At 69.4% G+C, this 19,574-nt stretch carries 18 protein-coding genes and 1 pseudogene; 15 read left to right on the forward strand and 4 right to left on the reverse strand.

What is annotated here, in order from left to right:
• The first annotated feature begins 20 nt into the window (after positions 1–20).
• Both E3Z34_RS14020 and E3Z34_RS18295 read left to right on the forward strand, forming a co-directional pair.
• The gene (locus tag E3Z34_RS14020) at positions 21–1,025 is read left to right on the forward strand and encodes an endonuclease/exonuclease/phosphatase family protein (protein WP_134774105.1); all 1,005 of its coding nucleotides are present in this window, start codon (positions 21–23) and stop codon (positions 1,023–1,025) included.
• Between the two features lie 59 nt (positions 1,026–1,084).
• Positions 1,085–3,289 carry an alpha-amylase family glycosyl hydrolase gene (locus E3Z34_RS18295; RefSeq protein WP_202976957.1) on the forward strand — a complete coding sequence of 735 codons (2,205 nt, stop codon included), beginning with the start codon at positions 1,085–1,087 and terminating at the stop codon, positions 3,287–3,289.
• On the opposite strand, the gene E3Z34_RS19550 is transcribed toward E3Z34_RS18295, so the two are convergent.
• The 3 genes from E3Z34_RS19550 to E3Z34_RS19130 are packed head-to-tail and all read right to left on the reverse strand — an operon-like array spanning position 3,205 to position 4,572.
• On the reverse strand, positions 3,205–3,993 hold the full coding sequence (locus E3Z34_RS19550) for a response regulator transcription factor (RefSeq protein ID WP_275106663.1): 789 nt from the start codon (positions 3,991–3,993) through the stop codon (positions 3,205–3,207). The two genes, E3Z34_RS18295 and E3Z34_RS19550, sit on opposite strands and share 85 nt — an antisense overlap.
• On the reverse strand, positions 3,986–4,156 hold the full coding sequence (locus E3Z34_RS19125) for a response regulator transcription factor (RefSeq protein WP_238695190.1): 171 nt from the start codon (positions 4,154–4,156) through the stop codon (positions 3,986–3,988). Before E3Z34_RS19125 ends, E3Z34_RS19550 begins: the two co-directional genes overlap by 8 nt.
• Before the next feature lie 29 nt (positions 4,157–4,185).
• Positions 4,186–4,572 (reverse strand): hypothetical protein, encoded by a 387-nt coding sequence (locus tag E3Z34_RS19130; protein ID WP_194092414.1) that lies wholly within the window; start codon positions 4,570–4,572, stop codon positions 4,186–4,188.
• A 202-nt stretch (positions 4,573–4,774) separates the two neighbouring features.
• On the opposite strand from E3Z34_RS19130, the gene E3Z34_RS14040 reads away from it, so the two are divergent.
• Positions 4,775–5,053, forward strand: a complete 279-nt coding sequence (locus E3Z34_RS14040; RefSeq protein WP_134774107.1) for a hypothetical protein — start codon at positions 4,775–4,777, stop codon at positions 5,051–5,053.
• A gap of 78 nt (positions 5,054–5,131) precedes the next feature.
• Positions 5,132–5,320: a hypothetical protein gene (locus E3Z34_RS14045; protein WP_134774108.1), complete on the forward strand. Its 189-nt coding sequence runs from the start codon at positions 5,132–5,134 to the stop codon at positions 5,318–5,320.
• 59 nt (positions 5,321–5,379) lie between these two features.
• Here the strand turns inward: E3Z34_RS14045 and E3Z34_RS14050 are convergent, their stop codons facing one another.
• Positions 5,380–5,655 carry a hypothetical protein gene (locus E3Z34_RS14050; protein WP_134774109.1) on the reverse strand — a complete coding sequence of 92 codons (276 nt, stop codon included), beginning with the start codon at positions 5,653–5,655 and terminating at the stop codon, positions 5,380–5,382.
• A 108-nt stretch (positions 5,656–5,763) separates the two neighbouring features.
• Between E3Z34_RS14050 and E3Z34_RS14055 the strand changes: the two genes are divergently transcribed.
• From E3Z34_RS14055 to E3Z34_RS14105, 11 genes and pseudogenes are all read left to right on the forward strand, one after another.
• Positions 5,764–6,087 carry a hypothetical protein gene (locus tag E3Z34_RS14055; RefSeq protein WP_134774110.1) on the forward strand — a complete coding sequence of 108 codons (324 nt, stop codon included), beginning with the start codon at positions 5,764–5,766 and terminating at the stop codon, positions 6,085–6,087.
• A gap of 865 nt (positions 6,088–6,952) precedes the next feature.
• Positions 6,953–8,908 carry an ATP-binding protein gene (locus E3Z34_RS14060; protein WP_202976958.1) on the forward strand — a complete coding sequence of 652 codons (1,956 nt, stop codon included), beginning with the start codon at positions 6,953–6,955 and terminating at the stop codon, positions 8,906–8,908.
• A 52-nt stretch (positions 8,909–8,960) separates the two neighbouring features.
• The gene (locus E3Z34_RS14065; protein ID WP_134774111.1) at positions 8,961–10,130 is read left to right on the forward strand and encodes an exonuclease SbcCD subunit D; all 1,170 of its coding nucleotides are present in this window, start codon (positions 8,961–8,963) and stop codon (positions 10,128–10,130) included.
• 36 nt (positions 10,131–10,166) lie between these two features.
• Positions 10,167–13,232 (forward strand): AAA family ATPase, encoded by a 3,066-nt coding sequence (locus E3Z34_RS18305; RefSeq protein ID WP_134774112.1) that lies wholly within the window; start codon positions 10,167–10,169, stop codon positions 13,230–13,232.
• Positions 13,124–13,600, forward strand: coding sequence for an SbcC/MukB-like Walker B domain-containing protein (locus tag E3Z34_RS14075; protein ID WP_202976959.1), 477 nt, complete (start codon positions 13,124–13,126; stop codon positions 13,598–13,600). Before E3Z34_RS18305 ends, E3Z34_RS14075 begins: the two co-directional genes overlap by 109 nt.
• Positions 13,597–14,619 carry a hypothetical protein gene (locus E3Z34_RS14080; protein WP_202976960.1) on the forward strand — a complete coding sequence of 341 codons (1,023 nt, stop codon included), beginning with the start codon at positions 13,597–13,599 and terminating at the stop codon, positions 14,617–14,619. The genes E3Z34_RS14075 and E3Z34_RS14080 overlap by 4 nt, the downstream gene beginning before the upstream one ends.
• Positions 14,620–14,715: 96 nt before the next feature.
• The gene (locus E3Z34_RS14085) at positions 14,716–15,747 is read left to right on the forward strand and encodes an AAA family ATPase (RefSeq protein WP_158288687.1); all 1,032 of its coding nucleotides are present in this window, start codon (positions 14,716–14,718) and stop codon (positions 15,745–15,747) included.
• Complete coding sequence (locus tag E3Z34_RS14090; RefSeq protein WP_158288688.1) at positions 15,744–17,171, forward strand: hypothetical protein; 1,428 nt, start codon at positions 15,744–15,746, stop codon at positions 17,169–17,171. The genes E3Z34_RS14085 and E3Z34_RS14090 overlap by 4 nt, the downstream gene beginning before the upstream one ends.
• Positions 17,168–17,527, forward strand: coding sequence for a hypothetical protein (locus tag E3Z34_RS14095; protein WP_134774116.1), 360 nt, complete (start codon positions 17,168–17,170; stop codon positions 17,525–17,527). Before E3Z34_RS14090 ends, E3Z34_RS14095 begins: the two co-directional genes overlap by 4 nt.
• A gap of 2 nt (positions 17,528–17,529) precedes the next feature.
• Positions 17,530–18,657 carry a hypothetical protein gene (locus E3Z34_RS14100; protein WP_134774117.1) on the forward strand — a complete coding sequence of 376 codons (1,128 nt, stop codon included), beginning with the start codon at positions 17,530–17,532 and terminating at the stop codon, positions 18,655–18,657.
• Between the two features lie 232 nt (positions 18,658–18,889).
• Positions 18,890–19,408: pseudogene (locus E3Z34_RS14105) on the forward strand (transposase); the annotation flags it as partial.
• Positions 19,409–19,574 lie beyond the last annotated feature (166 nt).

Genomic DNA, 19,574 nt, shown 5'->3' on the forward strand with positions numbered 1-19,574 from the left:
TCCTGTGCCATCCTCACCTCATGGCCCCTCCCCACGGGAGCCCCGCGCCCCGGACCCCGCCCGCACCGGTGCCGGCGCACGTGCAGGCCGACCTGGCCGGGCTGGGGGCCGAGCTCGACCGGGTCGTCCCGGGCAAGGGGCCCACGAACCTGCTCATCGGCACCTGGAACGTGCGCGCCCTGGGCGGCTACACCGACCGGTGGACGTCCCGGGCCGGGGACAGCCCCACTCGCGACTGGCACGCGATGGCGTGCATCGCCGAGGTGCTGCGCCGCTTCGACGTGACGGCCGTCCAGGAGAGCCGGCGTGAGACCAGCGCCCTCTTCGCGGTCCTGTCGCTCCTCGGCCCCGACTACCGCGTCATCGCCTCCGACGTCACCGAGGGCGGGCCGGGCAACGGCGAGCGGCTCGCCTACGTCTACGACAGCACCCGCGTCCAGCCCTCCGGCCTGGTGGGCGAGATCGTGCTGCCCGACGAGGCCGAGGGCCCCGCACGCCAGTTCGCCCGCACCCCCTACGCAGCCGGGTTCGTCCGCCACGGCGTGGAGTTCATCCTCACGACCGTCCACGTCATCTGGGGCAACAAGCCGGCCGACCGGCTCCCGGAGATCACCGCCTTCGCCCGCTGGATGCGCTCCTGGGCCGACCGGCCCAAGGACTGGAACCGCAACCTGCTCGTGCTCGGCGACTTCAACATCGACCGCTACGAGGACCCGCTGTGGCGGGAGTTCGTCGCCACCGGCCTCTACCCGCCGGCCGTGCTCCACGACGTCCCCCGCACCATCTTCGACGACGACAAGGACCGTCACTACTACGACCAGATCTCCTGGTTCACCCCCGTCGGGGCCGACGGTCTCACGCAGTCACGCCTGGAGGGGATCACCTTCGACCAGGTCGGTGGCAACGTCGACTTCGTCCCGCACGTGCTCACCGGCAGCGGCCTGACCCGCTCCCAGATGTCGTGGCGCATCAGCGACCACTACCCGCTGTGGCTCGAGTTCGGCGTCGACCCCGGGACGACCTGAGCCCGGCCGGCGACCGGGGCGGAGTGCACGAGGAGGTGCCCGGTCGGCATACTGCGGGGATGCCCAGCTCCCGCCATGAGCCCCGTCCGCCCGTCCGCCTGAACCACCCGGAGTGGACCAGGGACGCGGTGATCTACCAGGTCAACCAGCGTCACTTCACCCCTGAGGGCACCTTCGCCGCCGCCCAGGCGCACCTGCCCCGCCTCAAGGAGCTGGGCGTCGACATCCTGTGGCTGATGCCGGTCAACCCGATCGGGGAGGAGAACCGCAAGGGTGGGCTCGGGTCCCCCTACGCCGTGCGGGACTACCGTGCGGTCAACCCGGAGTTCGGGACGCTGGAGGACTTGCGCGCCTTCGTCGACGCCGCGCACGCGCTCGGCCTGCGGGTCATCCTGGACTGGGTCGCCAACCATACCGCCTGGGACAACCCGCTGACGGTGGAGCACCCGGAGTGGTACCGCCGCGACTGGAAGGGCGACCTCGTGCCCACCCCCTGGTGGGACTGGGACGATGTGGTCGACCTCGACTACGACCAGCCCGGGCTGCGGGAGTACATGGCCGACTCGATGGCCTACTGGGTGCGCGAGGCCGACGTCGACGGCTTCCGCTGCGACGTCGCCGGCTACGTGTGGACCGACTTCTGGGCGGCGGCGCGTCGCCAGCTGGAGGAGATCAAGCCGGTCTTCCTGCTCGCGGAGTGGGAGAACCGGGACCTGCACGAGGAGGCCTTCGACGCCACCTACGCCTGGTCGTGGAACGAGACCATGCACAAGATCGCGCACGGCCGGGCCACCCCCTTCGAGCTGAAGGTCTATTACGCCTGGAACGAGCGGGCCTGGCCGCAGGACGTCATGCGGATGCTCTTCGTGTCCAACCACGACAAGAACGCGTGGGAGGGGACGGAGTACGAGCAGTTCGGCCCGATGCTCGACGCGGCGGTCGTCATGTCCGTAGTCAGCGAGGGCATCCCCATGATCTACAACGGCCAGGAGGCCGGCAACGACCGCCGGCTGGTCTTCTTCGACAAGGACGAGATCGCGTGGCGGGAGGACCCGCAGGGCGAGCTCTACCGTCATCTTTTCGCGCTGAAGAAGGCCCACCCGGCACTGTGGAACGCGGGCTGGGGCGCGCGGATGACCCGCGTCGTCAACGACGACGAGGACCGGGTGATCAGCTTCGTCCGCGTGCACGCGACCGGGGACGCCGTCATCGCCGCCTTCAACCTCTCCGACCGCCCCGCGCGCGTCACCCTCGGGGCGGCCCGGGCAGGACCTGGAGTATGCGGACGCCTGGTCGGGCGAGCCCGTGGAGCACCGCGAGGGTGCGGTCTGGGAGCTGCCGGCCTGGGGCTACCGCGTGGGGGTGACGCCGGGCTGACCGGTCTCGAGCGCCGCGAGCAGGGCACTCACGGCCTCGACGATGACGGGGTCCGGGTCGTGGTGGGCGGTCAGCCAGGCCAGCACCGCCCGCGCGGCCTCGGGGTTCTTGTCGTAGCCAGGAGCCATGCGCTCCAGGGGCAGGTCGCCCGGCACCGAGGCCCGCTCGATCCTGCGGCTGGCCTCGAAAGGGTCGGGGTGGGCCAGGGACGCCGACGGGTGGAGGCGGACCAGGGCAAGGACGCGGTCGAGCGCGTAGACCTGGATGAAGCGCATCGCCGCCAGCCGCTCTCCCCGCAGCTCGCGGTGCAGCCCGACGAAGAGGTTGGTCAGCGCCTCGTTCACGTGGAACTCAGGGGTGTCGAGGGCGGACCGGGCCGGCGCGGCGGCGCCCCCTGCCAGCGGGTCCCGGCCCTCGCGCGACCAGACCACCCGGGGGCCCACCAGCGGGATCGCCGCGAGCTCCTGGGGGGTGAAGACCGCATACTCCAGGAAGAGCCCGTCGGCCAGCAGCGCCTTGCGGCCGTTCGGGTCGTTGACGAAGCTGAAAGCGACCTGCCCGCCGAGCCCCTCCAGCCAGCCGGTGCCCGCCAGGTAGCGCTGCTTGGTCGCGGGGGTGTCGACGACCAGGAAGAAGTCGATGTCGGAGTGGTCGTCGAAGCGGTGCGTCTCCTGGCCGGCGGAGCCGAGGCCGAGGACGGCCTCGACGTGGGGGTCTCGGGCGACAGACGCGGCGAGAGCATCGAGGCGGGCCAGCTGGGGGTGCACGCCGTCACGCTAGACCACGCCGGTCCCCGGGGGCGTCAGGCCCGAGCCACCGCTGCCTGGTGGGTGACGGTCAGGGCCGCCACCGCGCCGGTCCTGCTGAGGACCCCGAGCCGGTCGTAGGAGTGCTCGAGGTGCTTGCGCACCGTCGCCTCGCTGATCCCCAAGACCCGCCCGACCTCGCGGTTGGTCTGCCCCAGGGCCACCTGTCGCAGGATCTCCACCTGGCGGCCCGTGAGCCTGGCGGTCAGGGGCTGGACCGGCGGGAGCGTGCTCAGCACCAGCCCCCGCAGGTGCGGCAGGAGCAGCTCCATGAGCATCAGCTCGCGCGGGCCGAAGGCCGAGCCCTCGTCCCGCCGCAGGATCAGGCGTGCGCTGCGGCCCCGACCGGTCGGGTAGCCGACGAGGATCTCGTCGACGTAGTGCAGGTACTCCACATACAGCGGGTCGGACCTCATCTCGTGCCGGCTGAGGACCGACCGGTCGGAGACGACCACCGGCCTCCCGACCCGCTCGGGAAGGCTGCACGTGGACCTCCACCAGCACCGCCAGAAGAGGGCGACGCCCGGGTCCCGCCTCGTGACGGCCCGCTCCTCGGGAGTCTCGCTCCACCGTTGCCCGCCCGTGGAGGCCTGGCAGTAGAGGCGGACCTGCTGGACGCAGTCCATCTCCTGCAGGCTCGCGGCGTCGCACCCGACCAACGACTCCAGGTGCGCCAGGAGCTGGAAGGTCCGCTCTGCGGGCGCCTCACGATGACCCGGCCGGGTGAGGTCCAGGAGGTCGCGGAGGATCCGCAGGTCGTGCGGCGACAGCGAGCGCTCAGACATGACCGCGCTCCGTGCCGTCGTCGGGCCCGAAGGCCTGCGCGACCGCTGCCGTGCGGCTCGCCACGCCCAGCCTGAGGAAGGCGTTCTCCAGGTGCTTGCGCACGGTGGCCTGGGTCAGGCCGAGGGCGTGGGCGATCTCCTTGTTGCACAGGCCGCACCGCACGAGGGCCAGGACCTCCCGCTGCCGCTGGGTCAGCGCCGGTCGCCCAGGGGGCCGGCCGGGTCCCCGCGCCTGCTGAGCCAGGCGGACAGGTGCGGCCGGAGCAGGTCGACCAGGACGACGTCGTCCTCGCCGAAGGGACGGGCCGACGGACGCCGCAGCCGGATCCCGGCGTGGACCACCCCGCCCGCGGCAGCGTCGACGACCAGCTCGGTATGCCCGGTGGCGGCGAACGCGGGAGTGCACGGAAGGGTCCGGAGCGCCTCGGCCTCGAGGGCCTCGGCCTCGCAGTCCAGCAGGCTCTCGAGGAGGGCGACGAGCAGCACCGGGGAGCCGGCATCCTGCGCCGCCGGGTCGGCCAGCTCGCGGACCGCCCGCAGCAGGTCGACCTGGGTCGTGCTCGTCGTGCTGTCAGACACGGGACCCTCCTGTGCGGGCTTGCTGACCGGCCCTTCGACGGTACTCCTGGGACGCCCGTGCGGGGCATACGCGTTTCGTCGTAACCCTCTGCGGCTACGACTCATCACGTATTCCGCGCCCCCTTCCCCGTGGCCATCGTGGAGATGTCACCCGAAGAGCCCCGGGCAGGGCGTCCGGGCGGGGTGAGAAGGGACAGGGACCATGAAGATCCACACCACTGCGGTCGCCCTCCTGGTGTCCGTGGCCGCTCTGACCGGGTGCGGGGACCAGGAGGCGCCCGAGGTCGAAGCCGTCGACTACAGCGACGACCGGGACGCCGCTGAACGGGAGGGGCTTCGCAGGGAGCAGGCTGCGGCCGGCGGGGCCGGCGGGACCGGCGGGTATGCCCGGGGCTGGCGGCCCGGACATCCGGCACCGTCCGTGGGCGACGACAGCACGCCCCAAGAGGTCACCCGTCACCGTGGCCTCGTCATGCAGTAAGGCACCGCACCACGGCTCCTCTCCCCGTCCGGGGGGCCGAGCCGCCCCACCCAAGACCGACAGGAAAGGACACTCACCATGTCCCAGCTGGACCACCTGGCCGCCCGCTCCGTCGCACGTGAGCGCGAGCGCGACCTGCAGGTCACACTCCGTCAACGGGAGACCCGACGGGGCCCCGACCCCGGGTCCTCGCAGCCGGAGCCCGAGAGCCACTGGCTCCGCGACATGCTGGTGCACCTGCACCTGGTGCACGCACCGAGCCGGTGACCCCACGGGGAGGTGCCGCTCCCGTGCCCGCGGGAGCGGCACCATACCCCTGTCTGCCCTCAGATGCCGTCGATGCGCAGCACCGTCCCGGTCAGGGTCACGACCCACGCGGTCCCACCGCGGATCTCCATGGAGGTCGGCCGGTCCAGGCCCTCGACCAGAGGCACCAGGTCACCGCCGCGGGTCCCGAGCATGAGCGCCCCGGTGTCCGGCGACGCAGGAGCGCCCGCGTTCTCCGGGTCGTCGGGCAGATCCCAGATCCCCTGGGACAGGGCATACATCTGGTGACGGTGGCCGGCCTCCACGTCGACCAGCAGCGGCCCGCCGGAGGCCACTCAGCCACGTCCAGCGCTACCGCCACCGCACCGGACCCGCGCTCCACGACCCACACGCCGTCCGAGACCGAGCCCTCTGTGGTCGCCGGCCGTTCCACGTGGGGTGGGATGTGCGCCGACGGGCCCTGCCGTGCCGAGCTCGTCGTGGGTGGCGACGGCGGTTGGCGCCTCGACACGCAGGACGGAGCGTCGGAGGGGCGGCTGACGGACGCCGAGCTGGATCAGGTGCTCGATGCGGTGGAGACCACCGGGCTCGCGTCGGCATCCGAGGTGGCGACCGTGTGCGCCGCGGACAGCGACGGAACGTCGTTCTCCTACAGCTGGACCGCCGACGGTGAACAGCACGAGGTGGACTCCTGCGAGACGGTCATCCCCACCAGTGACCCGTTGGTTCAGGTGCTTGACCAGCTCGCCGCGCGGCTGGAGGACTGAACCGGTGGCCGGTAGACAGAGCGGGCGAAGGGACTCGAACTGTCAACCACCTGATTACAAGACATCCAGGCGAAACCCGTTGACCTGCGAATATCGCACGTAACAGTGTCTCTTGAACCCTTTCGTGCAGCATACGTGCATCGCGCATGCCCCCTCGTGGCCCGTTCTGCCGCCGTCGACACCTTGGGCGCAAGCGGCGGGGAGCCGTCCAGGCCTCGTTGCCCGAGGGCACCCTTCGGCCAGTCGTATGTCACGCGCCCTTCGGACGGTGATCGAGGATGCCGTAGCGAATCGTCTTGTACCCGCCTGGCGGACTCCGGAGGACCACGGAACCGCTGACGGCGTACATGCAGAGCGGCGCAAGGGTGGAGCTCGACCACCACACGGAGACCGAGGTCGCGAGGCGGCAAGTCGATGGAGCCCCTGACGTCGACGCGGACGGACGAGACATCCTCACTCACGCCGGACGTTTGGCGACGCTCCTGGCTCGCGCTCGGGCGCGCGGAGTTGAGAGCTTTTGGCTGGACGCTCGGGCCCGCTCGGCCGTCAACCGCCTCGTCCAACTCCCTGCCTGAGAGAACGTCACCGGCAGCCCGAGCGACCCACAACCGACGCCCGCGTCACACCGCGGCGATTGAGCCTCGTGCGCACGTGGCCCATCACCTCTCACGCCGACGCGCGGTGGGTCAACGGCCCACATGCACCCGGTCCTCGAACTCGGTCCACAGGAGAGCTGCTCGTCGTAAGCCATGGTCGCGTGGGCACCACTGCTCCTTGGCAGCATGACACCTGTCAGCCCTTGCTCGTACGGTTGCGGGCGAACCGATGAAAGACTGCGCATCGGGCACTTCAAGGAAGGCGACACATGGGCAACCACTCCTCGACCACCCCCGTCGGCACCTACAGCCCATCCGGCGGCACGGCGGAGAAGACCCAGGTGCCGGGTCCCGAGCAGCAGGACCCGCTCGTGACCGTCGGGGAAGGCGCCACGCCGGGCGCTGGTGAGGTAGTACGCGGTGCCACGGGCGAGTCCAGCGAGAACGTACAGGCACTCGTCGGAAAGGTCGCCGGCACGCAGGACTCGACGCCGCTGAAGTTTCACGTGGCGATTACAGAGCACGCCTACCTCCAGCTCGACGACGTCGTGACCTGCTCGCGCGAGGTCCCCGGCGTCGGCAAGGTCGTCACCTCCGGGGTCGTCACCGACGTCGTCGCTCGCCACGAGGGCGCCACGTTCGGCTCGGACGTTTTCCTCATCGCCGACGGCGTCATGCCCGGGCAGGTCCAGGAGGTTGCCGAGGTCACCGCCACCCGCGTCGACCCGGAGTGCTACGTCCCGCCGCGCCCCGGCGCGGACGCGTACCGTGCCACCGGAGTCGAGCGTGACCAGGCGCTGTACTTCGACCAGATGGAAGCCAAGGTGCCCGTCGGGCTGGGTCGCGACGGTGTCCCGGTCTACTGCAACCTGGAATTCCTCGACGGCACCCGTGGCGCTCACGTCTCCATCTCCGGCATCTCCGGCGTCGCGACCAAGACCAGCTTCGCGCTGTTCCTCCTCCACTCCGTCTTCACCTCCGGCGCCCTCGGCGCACGATCGGTGAACGCGAAAGCTCTGATCTTCTCTGTCAAGGGTGAAGACCTGCTGTTCCTCGACCAGACGAACAACAAGCTGACCGACGTCCACGCCGCCAAGTACGCCAAGCTCGGACTGGCTCCCGTCCCGTTCTCCTCCGCCGGGTTCTACTCCCCGCCGATGCCCGATGACCAGACCGGCCGTCCGAACGTGAAGGGCCGCACGTCAGGCGTCAACGCGTTTTGGTGGACCCTCGTGGAGTTCTGCGACCGGGAGCTGCTCCGTTACGTCTTCGCCGACAGCGAGGACGAGCGCAGCCAGTACACGATGGTCATCCACCAGGTCGCCGCGCGGCTCAAGTCCGACGCCGTGCCGGCAGGGAACGACGGCGCCATCTCCATCGACGGCATTCAGATCCGCACGTGGCCCGACCTGATCGAGTTCATCACCGAGCGCGTCACCGACGAGGATTACCGGGCCCGGTGGGCGGGTCCCGTGACCGGCATCGGGACCGTGAACGCGTTCGTACGCCGGTTGCGGTCCTCCCAGCGGCACCTGACCCCGATCATCCGCGGTGACCTGCCCAACAGCCCCACCCGGCAGATCTCGACGGCCAATCAGCAGGTCACCGTCGTCGACCTCCACGCCCTGCACGACCGGGCACAGCGGTTCGTCGTCGGTGTCGTGCTCGCCACCGAGACCGAGCGCAAGGAGGCCGCTGGCTCCGGCGGTCTGCTGTTCACAATGCTGGACGAGCTGAACAAGTACGCGCCACGTGACGGGTCCTCCCCGATCAAGGAGGTCCTCCTCGACATCGCCGAACGCGGCCGGTCGCTCGGCATCATCCTCATCGGCGCGCAGCAGACCGCATCCGAGGTCGAGCGGCGCATCGTGTCGAACTCCTCAATCAAGATCGTCGGGCGCTTGGACCCCGCGGAGGCCGGCCGGCCCGAGTACGGGTTCCTGCCTGCCTCCCAGCGCGGCCGCGCGACGCTCGCCAAGCCGGGCACGATGTTCATCTCCCAGCCGGAGATCCCCGTCCCGCTCGCCGTGGAGTTCCCCTTCCCGGCCTGGGCCACGCGGCTCTCGGAGGTCACCGACCCGACGTTCACCACGGCTGCGCCTGACGGTGCCGCGGCCGGCTCGGGCGTGGCTGCCTCGCATCCCGCGGCCGCGGATCCGTTCGCGCTGCTTCCCGACCTCGACGGCGACGACGGTGCCATCGCCGACGACCAGCCGCCGTTCTGACCCACCGCCCAGCGCCAGCCGCCCGACCTTCCGACCGACCCAGGAGTCGACGATGAAGTTCCTCCACACCTCCGACTGGCACGTCGGCAAGACGCTCAAGGGACGTCCGCGTCTGGACGAGCACAAGGCGGTCCTCGCCGAGATCGTTGGCCACGCCCGAGCCAAGGACGTCGACGCCGTCGTCATCTCGGGCGACATCTACGACACCTCCGCCCCGACCGCCGAAGCGCAGCGCCTGGTCATCGCGACGCTGCTCGCGCTGGCCAAGGACGACATCGAGGTCATCGCGATCGCCGGCAACCACGACTCCGGGTCAACTTTCGAGGCGTTCCGTCCACTTATGGGCGTCGCCGGCATCAATCTGTACGGGCAGGCCCGCGCGAAGGACAAGGGCGGCGTCTACTCCTTCACGGCCCGCTCCACCGGCGAGCCGGTCAACGTCGCCGTCATCCCGTTCCTCTCCCAGCGGTACGCCGTCCGCGCCGCCCAGCTGATCGCACCGGGTGACAACGTCCCGGCCCGCAACGTCGGGTCCTACGACCAGTGGGTCCGGAACATCGTCGACCACCTCCAAGGCGGCTACGACCCCGACGGGGTGAACCTGATGACCGCGCACCTGACGTGCACCGGCGGGGCGTTCGGCGGCGGCGAGCGGATGGCGCAGTCGATCTTTGAGTACCACGTGCCCGCAGCGATCTTCCCGATCGACACCCACTACGTTGCCCTCGGTCACCTGCACCGCCGTCAAGAGCTTCCGGCCGGCTGCCCGGTCCACTACTCCGGCTCCCCGCTGGCCGTCGACTTCGGCGAGGAGGAGAACACCCCCACCGTTCTGCTCGTCGAGGCTTCCCCCGGCGCTCCGGCGAAGGTCACCGACCTGCCGCTGAGGTCCGCGCGCCGGCTCCGCACCGTGGAGGGCACCGTCGAGCAGCTGCGCGCCGCCGCCGAGGAGTACGGGGAGGACTGGCTGCGTGTGCGGGTCAAGCAGTCGACGTACGCCGGCCTGCGCGACGACATCATCGAAGCTCTCCCGAATGCGCTCGAGATCCACATCCACTCCGACTTCACCAACACCGGGTCGGGGAAGGTCTCCAGCGTCCAGGTCGCCGCGAAGACCCCGGCGGAGCTGTTCGCGGAGTACTGCGCGCATGTTGGCTCCGACGACGAAAGGGTCCGCGCCATGTTCGACACCATCAACGACGAGCTCACCACCGGCCGCTGACGCGCCCGCCCGAGAAGAACCACAGGAGCAGCCAGGATGCGTCCAGTTCGCCTCGACATTCACGGGTTCGCCTCGTTCCGCGAGCCCGCGACGGTCGACTTCAACGACGTCGACTACTTCGCCCTCATCGGACCGACCGGTGCGGGGAAGTCGACCATCATCGACGCGATCACGTTCGCGCTCTACGGGACCGCTCACCGTTGGGAGCGCGCTAACTCCATCGCCTACGCGCTCGCTCCGACGACGAACCGGTGCACCGTCTCCCTCATCTTCGACGTCGCCGGGCGGCGGTACCAGGTCGCGCGTGAGGTCCGCCGCGTCGGGCAGCAGATCCAGCAGAAGGCCGCGCGCCTGGAGCGGTTCCTCGACCCGACCGCCTGTCCGGCCCCCGGCGACGACCCCGTCGAGACCGAGGTGCTGGTCTCCGAGGTACGCGACCTAACGCCGGCGATGTGCGACTTGCTCGGCATGGAGTTCGACGACTTCTGCCAGTGCGTCGTCCTCCCACAGGGCGAGTTCGCCCGCTTCCTCAAAGCGACCCCGCGGGAGCGGCAGACGATCCTGCTCAAGCTGCTTGGGTCCGGCCACTACGAGCAGATCGGCAAGGTCGCCGGCGCCCGGGCGAAGGAGGCGGAGAAGGAGGTCGAGATGTACGCCGACCAGCTCCGCGGTCTCGCTGAGGTGACCCCGGAGGCGCGGCAGGCGGCGACCACCCGCCGCGACGTCCTCGCCGAGCTCAACGCGCAGATCTCCGACCTGGTCGCTCCGGTCCTCGCCGCCCGCACCGCTGAGGAGACGCACGCCAATGCCGCGGCGGAGGCAAACGCAGCCGTCGCCGCCCTCCGGGAGGTGAAGGCTCCCGGAGGGCTGGTCGACCGGCACGCGAACCTGACGAGCGCGAAGTCCGCGCACAGCGACGCGGCGAGCAAGGCTGCCGATGCCGCCGCCGCGTTCAACGCTGCGACCACAGCCGCCGAGTCCGGGCCGCAGAAGATGGCTCTGGACGCCGCCGAGACGCTCTACTCTGAAGCGGATCAGGTCCGCTCCTCGTTGGAGAAGGCGACCCGGGCCGCCGAGGAGACCAGGGCCGCAGCGTCCCGCGCCACTGAGGCATGGGACGTCGCCCAGCGGGTGCTACGCGACGCCCGGACCGCGGACCAGCATGCTCGCGCCGAGCACGAGGCCGCGGCAGCCAAGGTGAAGGCCCTGACCGACCAGGTCCAGCGCCTGTCGACCATCACCGCGCCGACCGACCTCGCCGACCTCGCCGCAGGCGCCCGGAACACTGCGGAGGAGCTCGCTAGAGCCGACTCCGCCCTAGCGGACGCCAAGGACGCAGCAGCGAAGACCGCGGCCGCATGTCAGGGCCTGCCCGACCCGCGCACGTTGCAGTCCCTGGACTCCGAACGCACCGCCCTCGCCGCGAGCGCCGCCGGCTGGGACGCGGGCGCCGCGAAGGGCGCCGAGCTGGCGGCCGCCGCCAAGGCCGCTGCGGCGGGCCTGGCCGAGTCCTCTGCGCAGCTCGACACCGCGTGGGCCGCGCTCGAGGACGCCCGCACCCGAGACGCAGCTGCCGCGCTGCGCCCCTCGCTGCAGGTCGGCCACGAGTGCCCCGTCTGCACCCAGACCGTCACCGCGCTCCCCGAGGTGGCGACCGACGGTCCGACCGTGGAGACACTCACCGCGGCGTGGCGCACGGCACAGGCCGCCCAGCAGCAGGCCGAGGACCAGCACCGCGCCGCGGTCCGGGCCGCGGAGACGTTTACGGTGCAGCGGGAGGCGAAGACCCGGGAGATGCGGTCTGCCGCTGACCGTCTCACCGCCGCGGTCTCCTCCCTCGCCGCAGACACCGGTCTGGAGGAGCTGCCGGCGCCGATCGGTGAGGACGTCACCGGTTCAGCAGTCGAGGCGCTCGTGGCAGCGGTTGCCTCGACCCTGACCGCTGCCGAGGCCCGGTGCCGTGAGGCGTTCACGAGCCGCGACGAAGCTGCCGCTGTTCTCGCCGCTGCCGAGAAGCAGGTCGCCGCGACCCGCGTCGCCGCCGAGCAAGCGCAGCGGCAGATCGACGGTCACCGCGCCGCGCTGGTCCGGGCTCACACCGGCGTCGAGTCCGATGGCGCGCCGGCCGTGGACACCTCCACCCTCGAAGGGACCGTCGCCGGGTGGGCGTCCTTGACCGCGTGGGCCGCTGGGACCGCCGAGCAGATCCAGGACGAGCAGTTGCCGGCCGCAACGACCTCAGCCGAGCAGGCCCAGGCGCGGGCCTGTGAGGCGGCCGAGAACCTGTCCGGCGCCGAAACCGCAGCGACCGAAGCGGCGTCAGCGGCCTCTCAGGCCGCGGCAGCGGCCGCTGGAGCAGCAGCGACGCTCGAGCAGCTCACCAGCCGCGACACGGAACTGACCGGACGTCTCGCGTCGGTGCCCGCTCGGGCCGCCCTGCCTGCGCTGCTCGCCGAGGCCGAGACGCTCTCCCGGGCACGCGCCGACGCGGCCGCTGCCGCAGAGCTGGCCCAGCAGTTCGCGAAGATCGCGGAGGAGGCGTTGCAGGCTGCGCAGGCAGCGGTCACCGCCGACCGGGACGCTCTCGGCGCGATCCGCGACACGGTGACGGCGTGGAGCCCTCCGACGTTCAACGCGACGCGGATGGGAGAGGACCTGGCCGGATGCTTCGACGAGCTCGTCACCTGGGCTGAGTCCCGCGCCGCCGAGCAGGAGGCCACCGCCGCCGACGCTGCCGAGTCCCAGGCGCAGGCTGCTGCGGACGCGGCCAAGCGTGTGAACGCGCTGACCGAGCAGCTGACGAGCACGATCTGCCGGTCGCCGGCGTCCAGGAAGACCCGCGGTCCGCCGAGCGTCTGGTCGCCGTCGCCCACACCCAGGCGGCCGCGGCCGCCGAACGGCTTTCTGACGCCCTGGCCCGCAAGGACGAGGTGCTGTCCAAGAGCGAGGAGGCCCGGAAGCGGGCGATCGTCGCCGGGGAGCTGCGCACGCTGTTGCGCTCGGACAAGTTCCAGCAGTGGCTTGCGACCGCTGCGCTCGACACGCTCGTCGCGGGCGCCTCGACCAGCCTGTTCGAGCTGTCTGGCGGCCAGTTCACCCTGACGCACGAGAAGGGCGAGTTCTTCGTCATCGACCACTTCGACGCGGACTCGCTCCGCTCGGTGAGGACCCTGTCGGGCGGTGAGACGTTCCAGGCCTCCCTCGCGCTGGCCCTGGCGTTGTCGGAGCAGCTCGCGTCACTGGCGGTCGGCGGGAACGCACGCCTGGACTCGATCTTCCTCGACGAGGGGTTCGGCACGCTCGACCCTGACGCCTTGGAGACGGTCGCGGCAACGCTGGAGAACCTCGCTCAGGGTGAGCGGATGGTCGGCGTCGTCACCCACGTCGCCGCTCTCGCCGAGCGGACCCCGATTCGGTTCCTGGTTAGCCACGACAACCGCACCTCGCGCGTGGAGAGGGAGGCCGGATGACCACCGCCACGACGAGCGGCCCGGGAGGTCGGATGAGGTTCCACATCGACGGCTGGGACCCCGCGTACGGGTCCGCGATGGAGGACACCGGCGAGGCGACCGCCGTCGCCGAGTCGACCGCCCGCATCGACGCGACCGTGGAGACGCCTCCGGAGCAGTGGGCCCCGGTCGTCGCAGGACCGGAGTCCAAGGAGCCTGGCGCTGTTGTGTTTATCGACGGGGTGCGGCGCATCGAGGCTCGGGTGTGGATCCCGGATGCCGATGACACCGGGGCGTCGATGGGTGTCGCCGCCTCCTACGCCTCCGGTGCGGTGTGCTGCTGCCCGGATGGTGGCGCGCACATGCTGGTCTCCGAGCAGCGGCGTGGCCTGTTTACGACCGACGCGCACGCCGCCGACGTGGCGACGAAAGCCGGCGAGTTCCGCGCCCATCACGTCCCGGCCGACGAGGCGGAGTCGCCGGCGGTCACGCTGTCGGCAGCGTTGCAGCGCGAGCTCCTCGCTCTCGAGCTGGTCACGGCGGCGAACGCGAGGGCGGCGGTCAGCGGGCACTGCGCGGAGCGGGACACGGACCTGCTCGTCATCGACGGTCCGCTGCGCTCTCGGGACCACCTTCCGCGGGCGCTGGGCTTCATCAAGACCCACCGGGCGATCTACCTGCCACCGGAGCTGAACGCGGTCGTGGGCCGGCTCGGGCCCGGGGAACGGACCCCGGTGTTCCTGATGGGCACCAGCTGGGACCGGTACGCATGGTACCTGCGGCTGCCGTGCCGGCCGGGCTCGCCGTGGGTCGGGGTCGTGCGCGTGGAGTGCGCGGCTCATCTCACGGCGAAAGAGGCCGTCGAGCTCGCGAGCCTTTCCCAGCTTCTCCTGCCTCGGTACGCGTCCGTGGAATATAAAGACCAGCGGGCCCCGCAGAACTTGGTCCCGATCGCAGGCCTCGAGCGTCAGCTGCGACGCCGTCTCGGCGACCAGAAGATGGTGTACCGGGCGCTGCAGGTCGCGGCCGCCAGCTCATAAGCCGACCCAACCACTCGGCATCCGCAAGTGCCACCCGTCGATCTCCCGATTCTTGGGAGATCCGTCGGAGGCCGATGGTACCTTCGCTCCGTGCCAATGAGCCTGACCGAATGGGTGAACGCGCAGCTCGAAGACTCCGATCTGCCCGACGAGGTGGCGCTGCTCGTTCTGGCCGCACTCGAGGGGGATGACGAACTCGATGGCTACCTGGACGACGGCGTCGCGGTTGCTCGCCCTGAGCCTTCCGCGGCCTCAGACGAGGTCGAGGCGAACGGGGTTGTCCTGACCTCGATCAAGGTTGAGGGCTTCCGAGGAATTGGCGCCACGTGCGAGCTTCCGATCGCTCCGAAGCCCGGGCTCACCATCGTCGCCGGGCGGAACGGCTCCGGAAAATCCAGCTTCTCCGAGGCGCTTGAGCTCGTCCTCACTGGCGGCACCTATCGCTGGGCGAACAAGAGCGCAGAGTGGCGCGAGCAGTGGCGAAATCTCCATCACTCCTCTGCGGCCGTCTCTGTCGGGCTCCTCGAGGAGGGTGTTGGCCCGATTACCGTGACGTCCACGTGGTCCGACGACGAGAGTTCCGTCGAGTCACGCACAGTAAAGGCGCAGGTAGCGGGTCAGCCTCAAGTTCACAGCATCGAGCATTTGGGATGGAAGCGGGCGCTGGAGCAGTTCAGGCCGATCCTGTCCTACGACGAATTGGGCGGCATGCTCGAAGGCAAACAATCCGAGCTGTACGACGCACTCGCGAGCATCCTTGGGGTTGAACAGCTCGGCGACGCGGTTAAGCGACTCAAGGCACGATCCGACGCCCGCAAGGGACCCGGCGCGGCCGCGACCGCCCGGCGCAAGGAGCTACTGGGACAAGCAGCGGCCTCCACAGACGACCGCGCCGCTGAGGCGGCGACGTCGCTGAAAAGGCAGACCCCGACACGGCCAAACTTCGTGCACTCGCGACTGGCGGTGAGCAGGTCGACCGCGGACCACTCCCGGCGCTGCGGGCGCTGTCCACGCTCTCGACACCCGACGAGACCGCCGTCTTGGTCGCCGTCACGCGCCTTCGAGCTGCGAAGAACGAACTCGCTGACGCTGGCGCGCAGGTGTCCCAGCGCAATCGGGACCGCTTGAAGCTGCTTGAGCAAGGCCTCCTGCTGCACGCCAGCCATGGTGATCAGACTTGTCCGGTGTGCCGTGCAGGCAACCTCGACGCGGCCTGGGCGGAGACGAGTAAGGCCCTCGTCGAGCACGAGAAGAAGCAGTTCGCCGAGGTCGAAGCAGCCCATCAGACCTTCGACCTGGCCTTTGAGGCCGTTCGCAAGCTGCTGCAGTCGCCGCCCCCTCAGCTGACGAACGCGCCGATGCCGTCGCTGCAGGTCACCGTTGATGAGGCGCGACAAGCCTGGAGTGCATGGACCAACATCGAGGTCAAGAAGGACGCCGGCGGCGCTGACGTGCTAGCGGCCCACGTCGAGAAGCAACTTCCCGCCCTTGCCGCCGCTGTCAGTTGCCTCAGGGAGTCGGCGGCATCCGAGGTCTCAGCCTTGGACGACGAGTGGCGGCCTTTGGCTAGCGCTATCGCCGGCTGGTGTGACGACTGGGAGGCGTGGAAGAACGTCGAGCCGAGCGTCAAGCAGCTCCTCCATGCCGAGAAGTGGCTGAAGGACAACGACCTGCGCCTGAAAAACGAGCGCCTCGAGCCGATTCAAGCCCAGGCGCGGCATGCGTGGGAGAAGCTCAAGCAGGAGAGCAACGTTGAACTGGGAGCTCTTGAGCTGACAGGAACCAACACTCGCCGACGTGTCCGCATCAGCGGAGCGATCGATGGCGAGGCAGTGGATTCGTTCGCCGTTTTCAGCCAAGGCGAGCTGCACGCTCTGACGCTCTCGTTGTTCCTGCCCCGAGCGACGCTGGCACAGTCTCCGTTCCGGTTTGTCGTGCTCGACGATCCGGTGCAAGCCATGGACCCGGCGAAGGTTGACGGACTTGTAGACCTCCTTGGTGAACTTGCGCAGACCAGACAGGTCATCGTCTTCTCTCACGACGATCGACTTCCCGCCGCATTGCGCCGCTCACCCCACGACGCCACGATTTTGGAAGTCAGCCGCGGCGCACATTCGGCCGTCAGCATCACCGCGTCCCAAGACCCAACAGTGCGCTACCTCAGGGACGCGCATGGCCTTATCAAGGAGTGGCAGCACGATCGACTGACCGAGGACGATCTCCGCAAGACGTTGCCCGGGCTCTACCGCTTCGCCATCGAGTCTGCGGCGAAAGATCGCTACTTCGCGAACCGCCTCGCCACCGGGGCAAGCATTCACGATCTGGAATCGACCTGGTCAGGCACTTACAACACGCGCAAGCGGGTTCTCCTCGCGATCTTTGGGGAAGAGCCTCAAGAGCACCTTGCCCAACGCTGGATCTCTGGGCCCTACCGCCCCGGGGCCCTCGGGATCGCCAGCAACGGCTTCCATCGGGGGTTGGCGACAGACCCCGAGGATGCTCACTACAAGACGAAGAAGCTCGTGGAAGACATCAAAGCGGGCGCCAAATGAACACTCTCGTCGAGAAGGCCCGCCAGCAGATTGAGGCTCAGGATCCTTACTCCCTGCGTCGAGCATGCTGGCTCGCCCGGACAGCACTTGAGGGCGTCATCACAGAGCTCCTGAAGATCAAGGGCGTCGCGGCCGATCGAGCATCTGCACGCGCGAAACTATCCTGCTTGGAAGGCGTCTACATCGATGATCGCGCCTTGGCGCACCGAGCGGAGTACGCCTGGAGTCGCCTCAGCGATGCCTGCCATCAACACGCATATGAACTCGCACCGACGTACCCGGAAGTCCAACACCTGGTCGGGCTTGTGGCGGAACTGTCGAACATGTCAAAGAACAAGCACGAGGAGGCGCCCTAAGCATGGAGACCGTCGAGGCTGAGGTTCGACAGTTCGCGACCCAGACCAACCTCTTCGTTTGGGAAGGGATCCCTTGGGGGGGAGCCACGACGCTGACCCCGGAGTCGCAGACACTCGCAGATTTCTTGGCGGTTGCTCGAGCGGTTGGCGCTCCGATCTTGTATCTCGATCCGGACGGATCCGCGGCGGCCTTCGCGGCCAACGGCGTTGTCCACGTGTTCGCTACACCGGCCGAAAGGCTCCGCCTTACGGGAGGCGACTCAGCGGATGACGAAGACCTGCTCCTCAATGAGGACGAGGACCAACGCTCTGGGAGCGTCACAATCCGGGTGGGCGGGTCGCATGACTACAACGATCCCTACTACGACTGGCAGAGCGGCAGGAAGGTTTCTGGCCGGGTCCGCGAGGCAGTCGATGCATTGGTTGCCGACGGCCGCTTCAACGGTTACCGCAGTGGCCATGTTGTCGCAGAGTACGTCGCCGAGCTCGAGGCCAAGGACGCTGACGCAGTCGAACGGGTCGCCAGACGAGTCTTCGAAGAGACTGTCGGAAAGCAACTCGACCACCAAGCTACCCAGCTCGTTCAGACGCTGGTGAAGGACCCGGCGTACGACCCTCTGGCATGGGGCCCGGAGAACCGCGCGTTCATTGAGGAGCGCGTCGAGAACGAAGACCTCCGGCTTCTCGAGCGCCTTGAGCGCGCGCTTGCCACCTATGCCCACGAGTCCGGTGCTCGCACCAAAGCTGAACGCGAGCTCGCCCGACGCGCCGAGGCCATCCTTCTCGCACTCACCCCGGCGGAGCGCGACCGGCTCGGCTTCGCCTCGAGAAATGCGGCCAAGCTACAGGTGCTCGCGCCTCATCTCGAAGGAGAGTCGAATAGCAAAGCCGACCGTCTGGCCAAGGAGGTAGCTCGCCTTGAGCAGGAACGCTTCGGGCTGCCCCGCGAGGAGCGCTACGCCACAGCAGCCCGGCACCTACAGGCGAGCGGGATGACACGCGCGGAGGTTTCACGCCGTCTAGGTATCTCGAACTCAATCGTGGAGCGGATAGTCGCAACGCATAGGCGCGACGTCGAACTCACCAGTGATGACCCCATCCGCGTGGATCACGCCCCGGACTTCTTCTAGTCAAGGCGCGTTGGCCGGCTCTTCGCAGTTGAGCGGGGCACCCGGTAGGTGATCGGGATCGTGGGCCCGACATGCTGTTGGTCTCTCACCCCCAAACGACGAGGCCACGAGCAGGGATAACGGGCTCTTCGCAGATGAGGGTGTAGCGGGCGCTGGCGCGTCGATCCAGGGGTAGGTGTCGAGGTCCTCCGAAGATGGAAGTTCTCACACTGCCCATCCGGAAGACCTCGACGTGCCCGACGCTACCTTCACGCGCCCTGACCTGACCACCTTCACCGGCCTGGACGACCTGGGGCTGGAAGTCACCGGCCAGCGCCTCGAACCTGACCGGGCTGTGCTCGCGTGTCGGGTCGTGGACCCGGACGACTGGTGCAAGCGGTGCGGCTGCCAGGGCACTCCGCGCGACACCGTGACCCGGGAGCTGGCGCACGAGCCGTTCGGGTGGCGCCCCACGACCCTGCTGGTGACGGTCCGCCGCTACCGGTGCGCAGAGTGCTCGCACGTGTGGCGTCAGGACACCACCGCCGCCGCCGAGCCGCGGGCGAAGATCTCCCGCGCCGGGCTGCGCTGGGGCCTGGTCGCCGTCGTGGTCCAGCACCTGTCGATGTCCCGTGTCGCCGAAGGGCTCGCGGTGTCGTGGAACACCGCCAACGACGCGGTCCTGGCCGAGGGCCAACGGCTGCTCATCGCCGACCCGGCACGCCTGGACGGCGTCCGCGTGGTCGGGGTCGACGAGCACGTGGTGCGCCACGAGGCGCTGTTGTTTCGGATGGAGGTGAGAGACCTGCATCGCCTGGTCGTCGTAGCGGCTGGGTGAAGTTGGCGGCAGCCTGAACCGGGGATCGCCGGGGAGGGTGGGAGCAGCCGCGACGAAGTCAGGGCGGTTCGGCACTACCGGACGGGCCGTGCCTGGTGAA

The sequence above is a fragment of the Ornithinimicrobium flavum genome (assembly GCF_004526345.1).
In the GTDB taxonomy this organism is placed as follows: Bacteria; Actinomycetota; Actinomycetes; order Actinomycetales; family Dermatophilaceae; genus Ornithinicoccus; species Ornithinicoccus flavus.

Excerpts from the sequence above, each read along its gene's own strand:
- E3Z34_RS19550 (WP_275106663.1), bottom strand. The coding sequence starts at position 3,993 with ATGTCTGAGCGCTCGCTGTCGCCGCACGACCTGCGGATCCTCCGCGAC.
- E3Z34_RS14045 (WP_134774108.1), top strand. The coding sequence starts at position 5,132 with ATGTCCCAGCTGGACCACCTGGCCGCCCGCTCCGTCGCACGTGAGCGC.
- E3Z34_RS18305 (WP_134774112.1), top strand. The coding sequence starts at position 10,167 with ATGCGTCCAGTTCGCCTCGACATTCACGGGTTCGCCTCGTTCCGCGAG.
- E3Z34_RS14060 (WP_202976958.1), top strand. The coding sequence starts at position 6,953 with ATGGGCAACCACTCCTCGACCACCCCCGTCGGCACCTACAGCCCATCC.
- E3Z34_RS14085 (WP_158288687.1), top strand. The coding sequence starts at position 14,716 with ATGAGCCTGACCGAATGGGTGAACGCGCAGCTCGAAGACTCCGATCTG.
- E3Z34_RS14040 (WP_134774107.1), top strand. The coding sequence starts at position 4,775 with ATGAAGATCCACACCACTGCGGTCGCCCTCCTGGTGTCCGTGGCCGCT.
- E3Z34_RS14080 (WP_202976960.1), top strand. The coding sequence starts at position 13,597 with ATGACCACCGCCACGACGAGCGGCCCGGGAGGTCGGATGAGGTTCCAC.
- E3Z34_RS14095 (WP_134774116.1), top strand. The coding sequence starts at position 17,168 with ATGAACACTCTCGTCGAGAAGGCCCGCCAGCAGATTGAGGCTCAGGAT.
- E3Z34_RS14055 (WP_134774110.1), top strand. The coding sequence starts at position 5,764 with ATGTGCGCCGACGGGCCCTGCCGTGCCGAGCTCGTCGTGGGTGGCGAC.
- E3Z34_RS18295 (WP_202976957.1), top strand. The coding sequence starts at position 1,085 with ATGCCCAGCTCCCGCCATGAGCCCCGTCCGCCCGTCCGCCTGAACCAC.
- E3Z34_RS14020 (WP_134774105.1), top strand. The coding sequence starts at position 21 with ATGGCCCCTCCCCACGGGAGCCCCGCGCCCCGGACCCCGCCCGCACCG.
- E3Z34_RS14100 (WP_134774117.1), top strand. The coding sequence starts at position 17,530 with ATGGAGACCGTCGAGGCTGAGGTTCGACAGTTCGCGACCCAGACCAAC.
- E3Z34_RS14065 (WP_134774111.1), top strand. The coding sequence starts at position 8,961 with ATGAAGTTCCTCCACACCTCCGACTGGCACGTCGGCAAGACGCTCAAG.